This window comes from Microbacterium sp. CH1 (genome assembly GCF_001595495.1).
Taxonomy (GTDB): domain Bacteria; phylum Actinomycetota; class Actinomycetes; order Actinomycetales; family Microbacteriaceae; genus Microbacterium.
In genome coordinates this window covers 122,304-138,311 of record NZ_LOSO01000011.1, presented here as the reverse complement: position 1 = coordinate 138,311, position 16,008 = coordinate 122,304, and the positions used below count along the sequence as shown (strand labels likewise).

General features: G+C 69.8%; 15 protein-coding genes. 1 reads left to right on the top strand and 14 read right to left on the bottom strand.

Annotation, left to right across the window (positions count from 1 at the left end):
* Positions 1-3: 3 nt before the first annotated feature.
* From gap to AUV07_RS03915, 12 genes are all read right to left on the bottom strand, one after another.
* Positions 4-1,014 (bottom strand): type I glyceraldehyde-3-phosphate dehydrogenase, encoded by a 1,011-nt coding sequence (gap, locus tag AUV07_RS03970; protein ID WP_025105026.1) that lies wholly within the window; start codon positions 1,012-1,014, stop codon positions 4-6.
* A 115-nt stretch (positions 1,015-1,129) separates the two neighbouring features.
* On the bottom strand, positions 1,130-1,756 hold the full coding sequence (locus tag AUV07_RS03965; RefSeq protein WP_062634066.1) for a superoxide dismutase: 627 nt from the start codon (positions 1,754-1,756) through the stop codon (positions 1,130-1,132).
* 161 nt (positions 1,757-1,917) lie between these two features.
* The gene (gene whiA, locus AUV07_RS03960; protein WP_025105028.1) at positions 1,918-2,895 is read right to left on the bottom strand and encodes a DNA-binding protein WhiA; all 978 of its coding nucleotides are present in this window, start codon (positions 2,893-2,895) and stop codon (positions 1,918-1,920) included.
* 63 nt (positions 2,896-2,958) lie between these two features.
* Positions 2,959-3,831: an RNase adapter RapZ gene (gene rapZ / locus AUV07_RS03955; RefSeq protein WP_025105029.1), complete on the bottom strand. Its 873-nt coding sequence runs from the start codon at positions 3,829-3,831 to the stop codon at positions 2,959-2,961.
* Positions 3,832-3,866: 35 nt separating this feature from the next.
* Entirely contained in the window at positions 3,867-5,771 is a 1,905-nt protein-coding gene (uvrC, locus tag AUV07_RS03950) for an excinuclease ABC subunit UvrC (RefSeq protein ID WP_062634064.1), read from the bottom strand.
* The gene (gene uvrA, locus AUV07_RS03945) at positions 5,771-8,659 is read right to left on the bottom strand and encodes an excinuclease ABC subunit UvrA (protein ID WP_060921194.1); all 2,889 of its coding nucleotides are present in this window, start codon (positions 8,657-8,659) and stop codon (positions 5,771-5,773) included. Before uvrA ends, uvrC begins: the two co-directional genes overlap by 1 nt.
* 9 nt (positions 8,660-8,668) lie before the next feature.
* A complete protein-coding gene (locus tag AUV07_RS03940; protein WP_062634062.1) occupies positions 8,669-9,244 on the bottom strand; it encodes a hypothetical protein in 576 nt (191 codons plus the stop codon).
* Complete coding sequence (locus tag AUV07_RS03935) at positions 9,241-10,548, bottom strand: DUF58 domain-containing protein (protein WP_062634060.1); 1,308 nt, start codon at positions 10,546-10,548, stop codon at positions 9,241-9,243. Before AUV07_RS03935 ends, AUV07_RS03940 begins: the two co-directional genes overlap by 4 nt.
* Positions 10,545-11,516, bottom strand: a complete 972-nt coding sequence (locus AUV07_RS03930) for an AAA family ATPase (protein WP_062634058.1) — start codon at positions 11,514-11,516, stop codon at positions 10,545-10,547. Before AUV07_RS03930 ends, AUV07_RS03935 begins: the two co-directional genes overlap by 4 nt.
* Complete coding sequence (locus AUV07_RS03925) at positions 11,513-11,983, bottom strand: hypothetical protein (RefSeq protein WP_157523907.1); 471 nt, start codon at positions 11,981-11,983, stop codon at positions 11,513-11,515. Before AUV07_RS03925 ends, AUV07_RS03930 begins: the two co-directional genes overlap by 4 nt.
* The gene (locus AUV07_RS03920; RefSeq protein ID WP_062634053.1) at positions 11,980-12,735 is read right to left on the bottom strand and encodes a DUF4129 domain-containing protein; all 756 of its coding nucleotides are present in this window, start codon (positions 12,733-12,735) and stop codon (positions 11,980-11,982) included. Before AUV07_RS03920 ends, AUV07_RS03925 begins: the two co-directional genes overlap by 4 nt.
* A gap of 63 nt (positions 12,736-12,798) precedes the next feature.
* Entirely contained in the window at positions 12,799-13,242 is a 444-nt protein-coding gene (locus tag AUV07_RS03915; protein ID WP_062634051.1) for a MarR family winged helix-turn-helix transcriptional regulator, read from the bottom strand.
* 39 nt (positions 13,243-13,281) lie between these two features.
* On the opposite strand from AUV07_RS03915, the gene AUV07_RS03910 reads away from it, so the two are divergent.
* A complete protein-coding gene (locus tag AUV07_RS03910) occupies positions 13,282-13,530 on the top strand; it encodes a hypothetical protein (RefSeq protein WP_062634049.1) in 249 nt (82 codons plus the stop codon).
* An 11-nt stretch (positions 13,531-13,541) separates the two neighbouring features.
* On the opposite strand, the gene AUV07_RS03905 is transcribed toward AUV07_RS03910, so the two are convergent.
* Together AUV07_RS03905 and uvrB are read right to left on the bottom strand one after the other, a co-directional pair.
* On the bottom strand, positions 13,542-13,889 hold the full coding sequence (locus tag AUV07_RS03905) for a TfoX/Sxy family protein (protein ID WP_062634047.1): 348 nt from the start codon (positions 13,887-13,889) through the stop codon (positions 13,542-13,544).
* Positions 13,890-13,900: 11 nt separating this feature from the next.
* On the bottom strand, positions 13,901-15,973 hold the full coding sequence (gene uvrB, locus AUV07_RS03900) for an excinuclease ABC subunit UvrB (RefSeq protein ID WP_025105040.1): 2,073 nt from the start codon (positions 15,971-15,973) through the stop codon (positions 13,901-13,903).
* Positions 15,974-16,008 lie beyond the last annotated feature (35 nt).

Sequence of the window (16,008 nt, the reverse complement as noted above, 5' to 3'; positions counted from 1 at the left end):
AGCTCAGATGCGCTCGGCGACGTACTCGGTCAGGTCGACGAGACGGTTGGAGTAGCCCCACTCGTTGTCGTACCAGCTCGAGACCTTGATCAGGTTGCCGCTGACGTTGGTGAGCGTGGAGTCGAAGATCGACGAGTGCGGGTTGTGCACGATGTCGCTCGACACGATCGGGTCCTCGTTGTACTGCAGGTACCCGGCCAGACGCCCCTCGGCCGCAGCCTTCTTGTAGGCCTCGTTGACCTCGTCCACCGTGAGGTTCTCGCGGTCCGTGATGAGCGTCAGGTCGACGATCGAGCCCGTGGGAACCGGCACGCGGTAGGAGGAACCGCTGAGCTTGCCGTTCAGCTCCGGGAGGACGAGGCCGATGGCCTTCGCGGCACCCGTCGAGGCCGGCGTGATGTTGATCGCGGCGGCGCGGGCGCGGCGGAGGTCCTTGTGGGGACCGTCCTGCAGGTTCTGGTCGGCGGTGTAGGCGTGGGCCGTCATCATGAAGCCGCGGTCGATGCCGAAGGCGTCGTTGAACACCTTGGCCAGCGGCGCGAGGCAGTTCGTGGTGCAGGAGGCGTTGGAGATGATGTGGTCCGTCTCCGGGTTGTACGTCTCCTCGTTCACGCCCATGACGATGGTGCGGTCGTCACCCGTGGCGGGAGCCGAGATGAGGACCTTCTTCGCACCGGCGTCGATGTGCTTGCGCGCGGCGTCGGCGTTGGTGAAGAAGCCGGTCGACTCGATGACGATGTCCACGCCCAGCTCGCCCCACGGGAGGTTGGCGGGGTCACGCTCTGCGAAGGCCTTGATCTCCTTGCCGTCGACGGTGATGCTGTCGTCGTCGTACGTGATCTCGGCGTCGAGGACGCCGCTGACCGAGTCGTACTTCAGCAGGTGTGCCAGGGTCTTGTTGTCGGTGAGGTCGTTGACCGCGACGATCTCAAGGTCTGCTCCCTGCGCGAGAGCTGCGCGGAAGTAGTTGCGTCCGATGCGGCCGAAGCCGTTGATACCGATCTTGACAGACACTCAGGTCTCCCTGTTTCTCATGCGCCGAGCGCCGCCGTCGAGCGTGCGCCATGCGCGGGTTTTTTGGCTGAGATGGCGCCCCGACGAGCCGTGGGCCCGCCGGGACGCGACCCGATTACGACAGTACCAGCAGGCCGTTCGTCTGCCGACGGGCGACCTCGAAGCGCTGGGCGACGTTCTCCCAGTTGGCGATGTTCCACGCGGCCTTGACGTAGTCGGCCTTCACGTTGAGGTAGTCGAGGTAGAAGGCGTGCTCCCACATGTCCAGCTGGAACAGCGGGATGGTGCCCTGCGCGGTGTTCGACTGCTGGTCGAAGAGCTGCTGGATGATGAGTCGCGAGCCGATCGAGTCCCAGCTCAGGACGGCCCAGCCGGAACCCTGGATCCCGGTGGCGGCGGCGGTGAAGTGCGCCTGGAACTTCTCGAAGGAGCCGAAATACTCGTCGATGGCCGCCTTGAGCTCGCCCTCGGGCTGGCCGCCGCCGTTCGGCGAGAGGTTGGTCCAGAAGATCGAGTGGTTGACGTGGCCGCCGAGGTTGAACGCGAGGTCCTTCTCGAGCTTGTTCACGTTCGCGAGGTTGCCGCTCTCGCGGGCCTCCGCCAGCTGCTCCAGGGCGGTGTTGGCGCCCGCGACGTAGGTCGCGTGGTGCTTGTCGTGGTGCAGCTCCATGATCTTGCCGCTGATGTGCGGCTCGAGAGCGGCGAAGTCGTAGGGAAGGTCGGGGAGCGTGTAGGTTGCCATATCGCATTCATCCAATCCGCGCCGCGCCGCGGCGCTTGCCGATGCTCCGCGTCGCCGATGTGCGACGGAGAGCGGACGACTTTCATCCTACTGACGACAACGCCTCGGGTGTCCGGATCCTTCCGGGGGTTGACACGCGGTCCAGGGCGGCGTCACCCGGATCAGACGTCGAGACCGGCGGGGACGGCGGCCTCGGTCCCCGGGATGCCCTCCTGCTGCGCGCGTTTGTCCGCCATCGCCAGCAGACGGCGGATGCGGCCAGCCACGGCGTCCTTCGTGAGCGGAGGGTCGGCGTGGTGACCGAGCTCGTCGAGGCTGGCGTCGCGGTGTGCGAGGCGGAGCTCGCCGGCGACTCGGAGGTGGTCGGGCACCTCGTCGGCCAGGATCTCGAGAGCGCGCTCGACACGGGCGCATGCCGCCACGGCGGCCTGCGCGGAACGGCGGAGGTTCGCGTCGTCGAAGTTGACGAGACGGTTGACGCCCGCGCGCACCTCGCGGCGCTGTCGCAGCTCCTCCCACGCCAGAGCGGTGCGCTGGGCGCCCATCTCGCTGAGGATGGTGCGGATCGCCTCCCCCTCGCGCACGACGACGCGGGGAAGCCCGCGGACCTCGCGCGCCTTCGCGGCGACACCGAGGCGGTGGGCGGCACCCACGAGCGCCATGGCGGCCTCGGACGACGGGCAGGCGACCTCGAGCATCGCGGAGCGGCCCGGCTCGCTCAGCGAACCGGCGGCGAGGAAGGCCCCGCGCCAGAGGCCGGCGATCTCCGCACGGGACCCCGTGGTGAGGCGGTTCGGCAGTCCGCGGACCGGGCGGCGACGCTGGTCGAGCAGTCCGGTCTGGCGGGCCAGGGTCTCCCCCTGCGCGATGACGCGGACGGCCCAGCGGGCGCCGTCGTTGGCGGTGCTCGACTGCACCTGGGCGATCTCCGGACGGACGCCGTAGATCTCGGCGAGGTCGCGGGCCACACGGCGGGCGAGGGTCTCGGCATCGACCTCCGCTTCCACCGCCACACGGCCGGCGATGGAGTGCAGACCACCGGCGAACCGGAGGATGGCCGTCACCTCAGCGACGCGCACCGTCGGGGGTGCATTGCGGATGCTGACGAGCTCAGCCTTGACGTCGGTGGTTAGTGCCACGAGACTCCTTCACGTTCACGCGCCGGGTCGCGACGCAAACCTCCAGCTTACTCGCTCGGGGCCCTATTCCCTGCCGAGGTCACGGTGGCGGACGTTGACCGCGACGCCCGGTATTCCCGCCAGTCGACGGGCGAGCTCCTCGGACATGGCGACCGAACGGTGCTTGCCGCCCGTGCACCCGATGGCGATCGTGGAGTGGCTCTTGTTCTCGCGCTGATACCCCTCGAGGACGGGAACGAGAGCCTTCGCGTAGGCGTCGAGGAACTCCTCCGCGCCGTCCCGGGAGAGCACGTACTCCCGCACGGTCTCGTCCTGTCCGGTGAGACCGCGCAGGTCTTCGTTCCAATACGGGTTCGGGAGGAAGCGCATGTCGGCCACGACGTCGACGTCGGTGGGCAGCCCGTACTTGAAGCCGAAGCTGAGCAGGGTGACCCGGTGCCGCGCCTCGCCCTCCTCCGAGAAGATGTCGGAGACCTTGGTCGCGAGCTGGTGGATGTTCAACGCCGAGGTGTCGATCACCAGATCCGCGGCCTCGCGGATCGGGGCGAGCCGGGCGCGCTCGGTCCGGATGCCGTCGAGGAGGGTGCCGTCGCCCTGCAGCGGATGCGGGCGCCGTACGGCCTCGAAGCGACGGACGAGGACGTCGTCCGAGGCGTCCAGGAAGAGCACGCGGATGGATCCCCTGGTGCGCAGCACGCGAGCGACACCCGGGAAGTCGTCGAAGAGGTTGCGGCCGCGCACGTCGACCACCGCCGCGACCTTCGGCAGCGCGTCGCCCCCCATGCCGGTGAGATCGAGCAGCGGTCGGAGGATCTGCGGCGGCAGGTTGTCGACGACGTACCAGCTGAGATCCTCCAGCGCGTTCGCCACCGTGGTCCGACCCGCGCCGGACATCCCGGTGACGATGAGGAATTCGCCCTGTTCCCCGTCAGACATCGCTCACTGCTCCTTCTCCCCCTCGGCCTCCCAGCCTAGCGAGTGGACAGGTGCGTATGGATGTTCTGGGCGAGCACCGGACCGATCCCCTGGACCTCTTGGATCTGCTGCGGTTCCGCGGCACGCAGCGCGGTGACCGACCCGAAGTGCTTGAGGAGGACCTTGATCCGCGAGGCCCCGAGACCAGGGACCTCGGCGAGCACCGTGGTGATGTCCTTCTTGCGTTTCTTGCGCTGGTGCGTGATGGCGAACCGATGCGCCTCGTCGCGAAGACGCTGGAGCAGGTAGAGGGATTCGCTGGTCCGCGGCAGGATGACCGGGAAGTCGTCTCCCGGCAACCAGATCTCCTCCAGACGCTTGGCGATGCCGCAGACCGCGATCTCCGTGTGTCCGGCGTCGCGCAGTGCCCGCGCGGCGGCCTCGACCTGCGGCTGACCGCCGTCCACGAGCAGCAGCTGCGGCGGGTAGGCGAACCGGGGCTTCCGGCGCACCCCCGCCTCGCCGACGTCTTCCGCGACCACTTCGTCGGTGGTGGGGTCGACGGTCTCCTGCTCTTCCGGGCGGTCGAGGTAGGCGAGCCGACGCCGCAGCACCTGGTACATGGAGTCGGTGTCGTCGGTCGTCTCCGCGATGTTGAAGGTGCGGTACTGGTCCTTGCGCGGCAGACCGTCCTCGAACACGACCATGGACGCCACCACGTTGGTGCCGCCGAGGTGCGAGATGTCGAAGCACTCGATCCGGAGCGGTGCCTCCTCGATCCCCAGCGCCTCCTGGAGATCGGTGAGCGCCTGCGTGCGCGCGACGTAGTCGCTCGTCCGACGCGTCTTGTGCCTGATCAGCGCCTGCTGGGCGTTCAGCGTGGCCGTGCGCATGAGGTCGGCGCGCTGGCCGCGATGCGCCACGGCGATCTCGACCTTCCGGCCCCGGCGTTCGCGCAGCCACACCTCCAGCTCGGAGGCGTCGTCGGGAAGCACCGGGACGAGGATGCGGCGCGGCACGTCCTGGGCCTCGCCGTACGCCTGCTGGAGGACCTGCTCCACGAGCTCCCCACCCGTGATGTCGATCTCCTTCTCGATCGTCAGGGCCCGGACGCCTCGAACGCGACCGCCGCGGATGACGAAGTGCTGCACGGCGGCGGCGAGCTCGTCCTCCGCGATGCCGAACAGGTCGGCGTCCTCGTCGGCCGGGAGCACGAGGGCGCTCTTGCCGAGCACGGCCTCGATCGCCGAGAGCTTGTCACGGTACTTCGCGGCTGCCTCGTAGTCCATGGCCGCCGAGGCCGCGAGCATGCGCTGCGTGAGCTCGCGGGTGAAGCGTTCGTCACCGCCCGCCATGAATGCGACGAAGTCGTCGACCATGGCGCGATGCTCCTCGATCGACACCGTCATCGAACACGGCCCGCCGCACTTGCCGATCTGCCCGGGGAAGCACGGACGCCCCGTCTGCATCGCCCGCTTGTAACTGGCGTCGCTGCACGTGCGGATCGGGAACGCCTTGATCATCAGGTCGATGGTCTCGTGCACCGCCCAGACCTTCGGGTACGGACCGAAGTAGCGGGCCCCGGGGATCTTCCGGTTGCGGGTGACCAGCACACGCGGCGCCTCGTCCCCGAGCGTCACCGCCATGAACGGGTACGACTTGTCGTCCCGGTACTTGACGTTGAACGGCGGATCGAACTCCTTGATCCACATGTACTCGAGCTGGAGGGAGTCGACGTCGGTGGGCACGACCGTCCACTCCACCGACGCCGCCGTCGTCACCATCCGGCGCGTGCGCTCATGCAGCGTCCGCAGCGGAGCGAAGTAGTTCGACAGCCGCTGACGGAGGTTCTTCGCCTTCCCGACGTACAGCACCCGGCCGTTGGCGTCGCGGAACCGGTACACCCCCGGGTCGGTCGGGATCTCGCCCGCCCGGGGCTTGTACGGCAGCACGTCGGCCATCAGCTGGCCTTCCGCGCGGAGCGCCCCTCACCCAGGATCTCGGCGAGGAACTGGCCGGTGTGGCTCTCCTCGACCCGCGCGATCTGCTCCGGCGTGCCGGTGGCGAGGATCGTGCCGCCGCCGGAACCGCCCTCCGGACCCAGGTCGATCACCCAGTCGGCCGACTTGATCACGTCGAGGTTGTGCTCGATCACGATGACCGTGTTGCCCTTGTCGACCAGACCGTTCAGCACCTCGAGGAGCTTGCGCACGTCTTCGAAGTGCAGACCCGTCGTCGGCTCGTCGAGCACGTAGATGCTCCGACCGTTGCTGCGGCGCTGGAGCTCGGTCGCGAGCTTCACGCGCTGCGCCTCACCGCCGGACAGCGTCGTCGCCGACTGCCCGAGGCGGACGTACCCCAGCCCCACGTCGACCAGGGTCTTCATGTAGCGGTGGATGGCCTGGATCGGCTCGAAGAACTCGGCCGCCTCCTCGATGGGCATCTCCAGCACCTCGGCGATGTTCTTGCCCTTGTAGTGCACGGCGAGGGTGTCGCGGTTGTACCGCTTGCCGTGGCACACCTCGCAGTCCACGTACACGTCCGGGAGGAAGTTCATCTCGATCTTGATCGTGCCGTCGCCCGAGCACGCCTCGCAGCGTCCGCCCTTGACGTTGAAGCTGAACCGGCCCGGCTGGTAGCCGCGGACCTTCGCCTCGGGCGTCTCGCTGAAGAGCGTGCGGATGCGGTCGAAGACGCCGGTGTAGGTCGCCGGGTTCGATCGCGGGGTGCGGCCGATCGGCGCCTGGTCGACGTGCACGACCTTGTCGAGGTTGTCGAGCCCGGTCACGCGCGTGTGCTTGCCCGGCACCGTCCGCGCCCCGTTGAGCCGCGACGCGAGCACCTGGTACAGGATGTCGTTCACGAGGGACGACTTCCCGGATCCGCTGACGCCGGTGACCGCGGTCAGCACGCCGAGCGGGAAGTCGGCCGTGACGTTGCGGAGGTTGTTGGCGCGGGCGCCCACGACGCTGAGCATGCGCTTCTTGTCGATCTTCCGACGCTTCGCCGGCATCGGGATCTCCCGACGGCCCGAGAGGTAGTCCCCGGTCATCGAATCGGTGTCGGCGAGCAGCGCCGAGTAGGGCCCGGAGTGGACCACGGCACCGCCGTTCACGCCGGCCCCCGGGCCGATGTCGACCACCCAGTCCGCGGCCTCGATGGTCTCCTCGTCGTGCTCGACGACGATCAGGGTGTTCCCGAGGTCGCGCAGCGTGAGCAGCGTCTCGATGAGCCGGCGGTTGTCGCGCTGGTGCAGTCCGATCGACGGTTCGTCGAGGACGTAGAGCACGCCGGTGAGACCGGAGCCGATCTGCGTGGCGAGGCGGATGCGCTGAGCCTCGCCTCCCGACAGCGAGCCGGCCGAACGGCTGAGGTTGAGGTAGGACAGACCGACCTGGAGGAGGAAGTCGAGGCGCAGGCGGATCTCGCGGAGCACCTGGGCGGCGATCTTGGCCTCGCGGTCGGTGAGGTGCAGCTTCTCCATGAAGGCCCGGGCGTCGGCCAGGCTCAGGTGGGAGACCTCGGCGATGGAGTGGCCGTGCACCTGCACGGCCAGCACCTCGGGCTTGAGACGGTCGCCGTTGCAGACCGGGCACGGGACCTCGCGGAGGTACTCGCCCCACCGGCTGCGCTGGGTGTCGGACTCGGCCTGCAGGTACTGCCGCTCGATGTACGGCACCACGCCCTCGAATCCGGAGGCATAGCGCATCTCACGGCCGTAGCGGTTCTTCCACTTGACGGTGACCTTGTAGTTCTCTCCGCGCAGCACTGCTTCCTTGACGTCGGAGTGCAGTTCGCGCCACGGGGTGTCGAGGGAGAAGTCGAGGTCGCGGGAGAGTCCTTCGAGCAGGCGTTCGTAGTACTGGAAGAGCCCCTTGCCCTGCGTGGTCCACGGGATGATGACGCCCTCGCGGATCGAGAGGTCTTCGTCGCCGAGCATCAGATCGACGTCCACCGACATGCGGGTGCCGAGGCCCGAGCAGGCGGGGCAGGCACCGAACGGCGCGTTGAAGGAGAACGTGCGCGGCTCGATCTCGGTGAGGGTGAGCGCGTGGCCGTTCGGGCACGCGAGCTTCTCCGAGAACGTCTGCCAGGCGTCGTCGCCCTCGCCGTCCACGTAGTTGATCTGCACGACCCCACCGGCGAGGCCGAGAGCGGTCTCCACCGAGTCGGTCACGCGTCCGAGGATGTCGGGCGAGGCGACGAGGCGGTCGACGACCACCGCGATGTCGTGCTTGTAGCTCTTCTTCAGCGTCGGAGGCTCGGCCAGCTGGATGAGCTCGCCGTCGACGATCGCCCGCGAGTAGCCCTTCGCCCCGAGCTCCCGGAACAGGTCGACGAACTCGCCCTTCTTCTGGGAGACGATCGGCGCGACCACCTGGTAGCGGGTGCGCTCCGGGAGCTCCATGAGCTGGTCGGCGATCTGCTGGACGGTCTGCCGCTGGATCTTCTCGCCGCACACCGGACAGTGCGGGACGCCGATACGCGCCCAGAGCAGACGCATGTAGTCGTAGATCTCGGTGATCGTGCCGACCGTGGACCGGGGATTGCGGTTCGTCGACTTCTGATCGATCGACACCGCCGGGCTCAGCCCCTCGATGAAATCGACGTCCGGCCGGTCGACCTGACCGAGGAACTGCCGCGCGTAGGCGCTCAGCGACTCGACGTACCGGCGCTGCCCCTCGGCGAAGATCGTGTCGAAGGCGAGGCTCGACTTCCCCGATCCGGAGAGGCCGGTGAAGACCACCAGCGAGTCGCGGGGGATGTCGATGTCGACGTTCTTGAGATTGTGCACGCGGGCGCCGCGGACACTGAGTTTTCCTGGGGAAGCAACGGGGACGATGGGCACCGAACAAGTCTACGAGGGGCCACGGACATCGGCTCCGAGAACGCCGAACGCCCCGGTTCCTGCGGCCGCCACGTCGGCCCGTCTCGCAGCGCGGACCGCGAGCAGGACCCCACCCAGCAGCATCACCGCGGCGACGGGTGCCAGGAGCACGGTCGTCCCGGTGATCTGCCGCTCGGTGAGCAGCCAGACTCCGAACGCGACCGGCTGGGCGAGCAGCTGGACCGTGAGGAAGCGGCCGGCGGTCGGACGCAGGACCGGGAGGGCCACACGCGAGGACGGCGGCACCACGAGACTTAGCGACGCGCACACGTGCACAGCGTGCACGCACAGCAGCGCCAGCGCCGTCCGACCGGGATCCGGCTCCGTGAGGATCACCCCGAACGGCAGGCATGCCAGCGCCACCCAGGCGGCGAGGCTGCGCGGGATCGCGGCGGCGACGAGCGCGGCGAGCACGGCGATGCCCTGCCACAGCGGGAACGGGATGAGCAGCAGGGCCCCGCAGGCGGCCACGGCGACCATCGCGAGCCGGATGACGATGCCCGGCACCGCGGCGCCGGTGCGGAACGAGCGGACGGAACGACTCATCGGCGCCCCGTCCCCCGGCGCGTGAGACGACGCGCCGCCAGCCGCATCGCCGCATCGGCTCCGCTCGACCACGGCACCACCTCGACGCCCGCGTGGTCCAGCTCCGTCAGGATGTCGGCGCGTTCGGCGAGCAGCGTGCGAAGCGCGACCCGCTGTTCCCTGGTGAGGCGGGTCGCCTCCGGTACAGGGAGCACGTCGACCGCCACGACGGCGTGTCCCGCGGCACGCCAGCTCGTCGCCAGCCGCGCGGCGACCCCGTCGACGAACGTCGAGAGCACGAAGACGATCGAGCCGGGCGGCACCACCGGCGAGCGACGGTACGAGGGGTCGGCGCCGAGGCCGGTGGCCGCGATGGCGCGGCGGAGACGGGCGAGGTGCCGCACTCCTCCACCGGACGGCAGCGACACCCCGTCCGGGGAGAGCGCGTGATAGGCGACCCGGTCCCCGACGCCGATGGCGGCCGTGGCGATCGCGAGGGCAGCCTCACGCGCGTGATCGAGCGACGTGACCCCGGAGCGATCGGCGTCGCCGCTCCCCCACGCGGCGACGACGGCACCCAGGTCTTCGGCGGTGTCGATCGCGATGACCACCGAGGAATCGCTCAGCGCGTCGTCCCTGCGCACCAGGAGGTCGCCGGGGCGACGGGCGGCCCGAGCGGTCGCCCGCCAGTCCACCCGCCGGAGCTCGTCCCCCGGGACGAAGGGCTGGATGTCGCGGAAGTCCCCACCCTGACCGGGGCGCGAGCCCGGATGGGCACCGTGGAGTCCGGTGAGTCGCGGCGCCACCGGGAGGGCGCTGATCCGCACGCCGCGCGGGGGCGCGTTCCAGACGACGGCCGTCCGGGGAAGGAGCCCCGTGACCCACGCACCGTCGAGGTCGGATCCCCGCGCGGTCACGCCGAGCGGCTCGCTCGGACCGGAGTGCTGCAGAGCACTGCGGGCCGTGACGCACGCGGCGCCGGGCCGTACGTCCGCGAGGCCGGTGCGCCGCCCGTCCTGATCCACCGCGACCTGTACGGCCTCGGCCGTCAGCAGCACGTCCACGGTGGTCCGCACCTCCGGGCGGTCACCGTCGCCGACGGCCTGGGCCCGCAGCGCGATGCGTGCGTGTCCGGGACGGGGGCGCGAGAGGAGCGCCCAGCCCGCGGTCAGCGCCAGCGGCAGCCCGAGGGCGACGACGTCCGGACGCGAGGAGGCGAGCCCGACCGCCGCGAGGATCGCGGCGCCGGCGATGCCCACAGCGATGACCGGCGTGCGCCGCCACGTGAGTGCGGCGGTGGACTCGGTCGCCGTCTCGTCCGTCACGGCGTCGTCGCGACCGTCGGAGGCACCGGCGTCCGAGCCAGCGCCGCGTCCACCGCCGTCCGCGGATCCACGCCCTGCGCCCAGGCCTGCGGCGTCAGGGTCAGGCGATGAGCGAGGACGGGCACCGCGACGCGCTTGATGTCGTCCGGCCGCACATACGCCCGGCCGTCCAGCGCGGCGAGCGCGCGGCCGAGAAGGACGAGCGCCTGCGAGCCGCGCGGGGACGCGCCGACGGCCACCGTCGCCGCCTCGCGCGTGGCGCGGGCGAGTTCGACGGCGTACCGCACGACGTCGGGATCGACGTGGATGCGCTCGACCGCGGCCTGGAGGCGCTGGAGGCCCTCCGCGTCCAGAACGGGCGCGACCTCGACATCCGGGCTCTGCCGCTCGACGCGGTCGAGGATGATGCGCGCCTCCTCCTCAGCGCCGGGATAGCCCACGGCGAGCCGCACCATGAACCGGTCGAGCTGGGCTTCGGGCAGCGCGTACGTCCCCTCGTACTCGATCGGGTTCGAGGTCGCGATCACGTGGAACGGGCGTGGGAGGGCGAACCGATTGCCCTCCACCGTCACCTGGCGCTCGGCCATGGCCTCGAGCATCGCCGACTGCGTCTTCGGCGTCGTCCGGTTGATCTCGTCCGCGAGCAGCAGGCCCGTGAAGAGGGGGCCGGGGCGGAAGGTGAACTCTCCGGTCGAGGGCGAGTACACGTACGAGCCGGTGACGTCACCGGGAAGCATGTCAGGAGTGCACTGCAGCCGACGGAAGTCCAGGCCGAGGGCCCCCGCCAGACTCCGCGCGGCGAGCGTCTTGCCGAGGCCGGGGACGTCCTCGAAGAGCACGTGTCCCCCGGCAAGGATCGTGGCGAGCGCCAGCGTCAGAGGCTCGTCCATCCCGACCACCGCTGTCCGGACGCCGGCGAGCACGCGGCGTCCGACGTCGGCGATCTGCGCGGTCTCATCGTTGGTCATGAAGTCTCCTCCGTGTCGGTCGGGATGCGGTCGACGGCGTCGAGGACGCGCTCGATGTCGGCACGCTGCACATGACGCGCGTGCAAGGACGCTCGAACGCCGCCCCCCAGCATCGCGTCGATGCGCGGGTGGTCGTCAGGATCGTCGAGGTCGAGGCCGCGATGGGCGAGGCGGCGCCGGACGACCCCCTGCACCCGACGCACGACGACGTGCCCGGCGACGCCCGTACGGGTGTTGATCGCCCAGGCCATCCGCGACACGTCCGAGCCGCGCGATTCCGGCCGCGGCGCCTCCGGCGGCCACACGACCGCCTCGTCGACGAAGACCTGCCGGGTGGCCGCGACCACCGCGAGCAGGAGGAGGGTCCAGGCCACGGCGAAGGCGGCAGGCACTCCGAGCACGAGGAGCACGGTGAGGAGAGCGGCCCCGATGAGGGCGCTGATCACCGTCACGACGATGCCCTTCACCGCCACCCCTCCTTGATGCCCCGGAGGGCGACCACGGCGCTCTGTCGGTCCTGCTCGTCTGCGACCAGCCCACCGAAGCGGACCCGCTCGTACAGCCCCTGGAGCCGGAGCACGTCGGCCGCGATGCTCCGGCGGGCACCGACCACCCGGGCCGTGAACTCCGCCGGCGTCTCGGCGGCTCCGCGACCGTGGCCGGCGTCGGCGGCGGATTCCTCCAGTCCGACCCACGCGGCGACGATCGCATCGCCGGGATCGGGCCTCGCGGTCACGGTGCGCAACGCGGCGGAGACCCCGCGGCGGATGACCTCCTCGTTCGGAGGTACCGCGGGAGTGCTGCCGCCGTCCTCCCCGGCGGCAGCGGTGACCTCACGACGATCGAGCGGACGTGCCTGCCACAGCCCTCGGAGGAAGCGGAGGAGCTGGCGCAGGACCACGAGGACGAGCGCGAGGACGGCCAGCGTCAGCAGCGCCCCGAAGACCACCCCGAGAATCTGCGCGAGAGCGGAATCACCCCAGGACTCCGGGGGCGGTGGTGTCCCGGTCGTCGACGGGACCGGGAGGACGACGTCCTCCGGGGGCGGCGGCGTGCTCTCCGGCCGGGACGACGAGAACTGCGGGGTGCCCTGTCCCGCGGCAGCGAGCATGAGGACCCCGAACAGTCCGGCGATCGCGGCGAGGCCGAGCAGCGGCGCGGTCGGCCCTGGCCGGCGCACGGCCTCCGGTGCACGGACCGGAGGCTCTGGGCGCGACATGCCTCCACCCTAGGGGCGCGGGACGAGACGGCCCCGTTCCGCACCGGGGTGCCGCGGAACGGGTCAGCTCTGCTCGGAGCGCCGCCCCGCGAAGGCCCCGAGCCCGTCCCGGAGAGCGGCGATCTCGCCGATACCCATCCCCACGGCGGCCATCACCTGCCGCGGCACATCCACGGCCCTCGCACGCAGAGCCGCTCCGGCATCGGTGAGCGTGATCTCCAGTCGGCGTTCGTCTTCACTGCTGCGCTGGCGCGTCACCAGGCCGTCGGCCTCGAGCCTCTTGACGAGGGGCGACGCGGTCGCGGGCTCCAGCGCGAGGTCGGCGGCGAGGTCGTTCAGGGTCCGCGGCGACCGCTCCCACAGGGCGAGCATCACCAGGTACTGCGGGTGCGTCAATCCGAGCGGCTCGAGGATCGGCCGGTAGATCGCCACGACGTTCCGCGCCGCCGTGACCACGGCGAAGCAGAGCTGATTCTCGAGCCGGAGCAGATCATCGGTGTCAGTCACGGTCCTGACTATACATCTGCACGAATCATTAGTACACTAATGAACATGTCACGCGACTCCAGCCGCCCCCCTCTTCGCACCCGCATCCGCGAGGCGGGGGGCCTCTACTCCTGGGTGAACACCAACCTCGTGCGTCTCGCCGGTCCGGCCTCGGTCGGGCCGTACGAGAAGACGCCGCCGCCCAGCGCCGCGGAGCGCGCCGAACGGGCCTGTCCGCTGTGCGGCGCGCCGATGACCGAGCACGAGATCGATCGCTCGGGCCCGAAGACGCTGGTGCACTGCCCGTAAGCTCGCTGGCGTCAGTCGTCGTCATCGGCGAGCGCGGCGCCGACCGACTCCCGGGCCATGTCGATCCACGTCATGAGCGCGGCGTCGTCGGCGATCGCCGAGGCGGCGACATCGATCCAGCCGGACCCCATGGTGCGGGATCCCATCACGGCACGCGCGGCCCCGGGCAGCGTCACGGCGACAGCCCCGTTCTCCTCATCCACGCGGACGAGAAGCGTCCCGTCCTTCCGGGCGCCCACGAGGATGCGCCCCTCGTCGAGGAATGCTCTGGTCCCGAACATCCGGCGCTCCCCTATGGAAGGGTCGGCCCCGAGCAGTGCGCGGACGCGGTCCGCGAGTTCCTCTCCTGCGGCATCCATCTCGGCTCCGTCTACGCGTGCCCGGCCCGCTCCATCGACCGGAGCTCCTTCTTCAGATCCTGCACTTCGTCGCGCAGGCGCCCGGCGAGCTCGAACTTCAGCTCCGCGGCCGCCGCGAGCATCTGATCGGTGAGGTCCTGGATCGTGGCCTCCAGCTGCTGAGCGCCCTCGGCCGCGATCCCGGTGCGCCGCAGGTTTGGTGTCGGCGACTTGCCCTTGCCCGATGCGCGGCCCCGGCCGGACATCAGCTCCGCCGTATCCTGACCCTCGCGCGCCAGCACCTCCGTGATGTCGGCGATGCGCTTGCGCAGCGGCTGCGGATCGATGCCGTGCTCCTTGTTGTACGCGATCTGCTTCTCACGCCGACGGTCGGTCTCCTCGATGGCCTTGGCCATGGAGTCCGTCATGTTGTCCGCGTACATGTGGACTTCACCCGAGACGTTGCGCGCCGCGCGGCCGATCGTCTGGATGAGTGAGGTCCCGGAGCGGAGGAAGCCCTCCTTGTCCGCGTCGAGGATCGCGACGAGAGACACCTCCGGCAGGTCGAGTCCTTCGCGCAGCAGGTTGATACCGACCAGGACGTCGTACACGCCGGCGCGCAGTTCGCTGAGGAGCTCGACGCGGCGCAGGGTGTCGACGTCGGAGTGCAGGTAGCGCACGCGCACGCCGTGCTCGCCGAGGAAGTCGGTCAGCTCTTCCGCCATCTTCTTCGTGAGGGTCGTGACGAGGACGCGCTCGTCCCGCTCCACGCGAAGCCGGATCTCTTCGAGGAGATCGTCGATCTGCCCCTTCGACGGCTTGACGATGATCTCCGGGTCGACGAGGCCGGTCGGGCGGATGATCTGCTCCACCACGCCGTCGGCGATGCCCATCTCGTACTTGCCCGGGGTGGCGGACAGGTAGACGGTCTGCCCCACGCGGTTCTTGAACTCGTCCCAGCGCAGCGGTCGGTTGTCCATCGCGCTCGGCAGCCGGAATCCGTGATCCACGAGGGTGCGCTTGCGGGACGCGTCGCCTTCGTACATCGCACCGATCTGCGGCACCGTGACGTGGGACTCGTCGATGACGAGCAGGAAATCGTCCGGGAAGAAGTCGAGGAGCGTGTGCGGGGGCTCGCCGGGCATGCGTCCGTCCATGTGACGCGAGTAGTTCTCGATGCCGGAGCAGAATCCGAGCTGCTGCAGCATTTCCAGGTCGAAGGTCGTGCGCATCCGGAGGCGCTGCGCCTCGAGGAGCTTGCCCTGACGTTCGAACTCCTTCAGCCGCTCCTCCAGCTCGTGCTCGATGGTGCCGATGGAGCGCTGGATGACGTCGGTGCCCGCGACGTAGTGCGAGGCGGGGAAGATCGGCACGGCGTCCAGCTTCTCGATGACCTCGCCCGTCAGCGGGTGCAGCGAGTAGAGCGCCTCGATCTCGTCGCCGAACAGCTCGATGCGGATGGCGTGCTCCTCGTACACCGGGATGATCTCGATCGTGTCGCCGCGCACGCGGAAGTTTCCCCGCGAGAAGTCGACGTCGTTGCGGTTGTACTGCATCGCGATGAACTGACGGATCAGGGCGTCGCGGTCGTACCGCTCCCCCACCTGGAGCGCGACCATGGCGCGCAGGTACTCCTCCGGAGCACCCAAGCCGTAGATGCAGGAGACGGTTGACACCACGACCACGTCACGCCGGCTGAGCAGGGAGTTCGTCGTCGAGTGGCGGAGCCGCTCGACCTCCGCGTTGATCGAGGAGTCCTTCTCGATGAAGGTGTCCGTCTGCGGGACGTAGGCCTCGGGCTGGTAATAGTCGTAGTACGAGACGAAGTACTCGACGGCGTTGTTCGGCATGAGCTCGCGGAACTCGTTGGCGAGCTGTGCCGCGAGGGTCTTGTTGTGCGCGAGCACGAGCGTGGGACGCTGCACCTGCTCGACGAGCCAGGCCGTGGTCGCCGACTTGCCCGTTCCGGTGGCGCCGAGCAGCACGATGTCGGTCTCGCCGGCGTTGATACGGGAGGCCAACTCGGCGATGGCCTGCGGCTGGTCACCGGCAGGGGCGTACTCGCTGATGACCTCGAAGGGGCGGACACTGCGGGTGGGCTGCATACATCAAGCGTATGCCGCCCCTCCGACATCGGGGC

Coding starts and splice junctions, on each gene's coding strand:
- uvrB (WP_025105040.1), bottom strand. CDS start 15,973: ATGCAGCCCACCCGCAGTGTCCGCCCCTTCGAGGTCATCAGCGAGTAC.
- AUV07_RS03940 (WP_062634062.1), bottom strand. CDS start 9,244: ATGAGTCGTTCCGTCCGCTCGTTCCGCACCGGCGCCGCGGTGCCGGGC.
- AUV07_RS03920 (WP_062634053.1), bottom strand. CDS start 12,735: ATGTCGCGCCCAGAGCCTCCGGTCCGTGCACCGGAGGCCGTGCGCCGG.
- AUV07_RS03930 (WP_062634058.1), bottom strand. CDS start 11,516: ATGACCAACGATGAGACCGCGCAGATCGCCGACGTCGGACGCCGCGTG.
- AUV07_RS03905 (WP_062634047.1), bottom strand. CDS start 13,889: ATGGATGCCGCAGGAGAGGAACTCGCGGACCGCGTCCGCGCACTGCTC.
- uvrC (WP_062634064.1), bottom strand. CDS start 5,771: ATGGCCGACGTGCTGCCGTACAAGCCCCGGGCGGGCGAGATCCCGACC.
- AUV07_RS03910 (WP_062634049.1), top strand. CDS start 13,282: ATGAACATGTCACGCGACTCCAGCCGCCCCCCTCTTCGCACCCGCATC.
- AUV07_RS03965 (WP_062634066.1), bottom strand. CDS start 1,756: ATGGCAACCTACACGCTCCCCGACCTTCCCTACGACTTCGCCGCTCTC.
- rapZ (WP_025105029.1), bottom strand. CDS start 3,831: ATGTCTGACGGGGAACAGGGCGAATTCCTCATCGTCACCGGGATGTCC.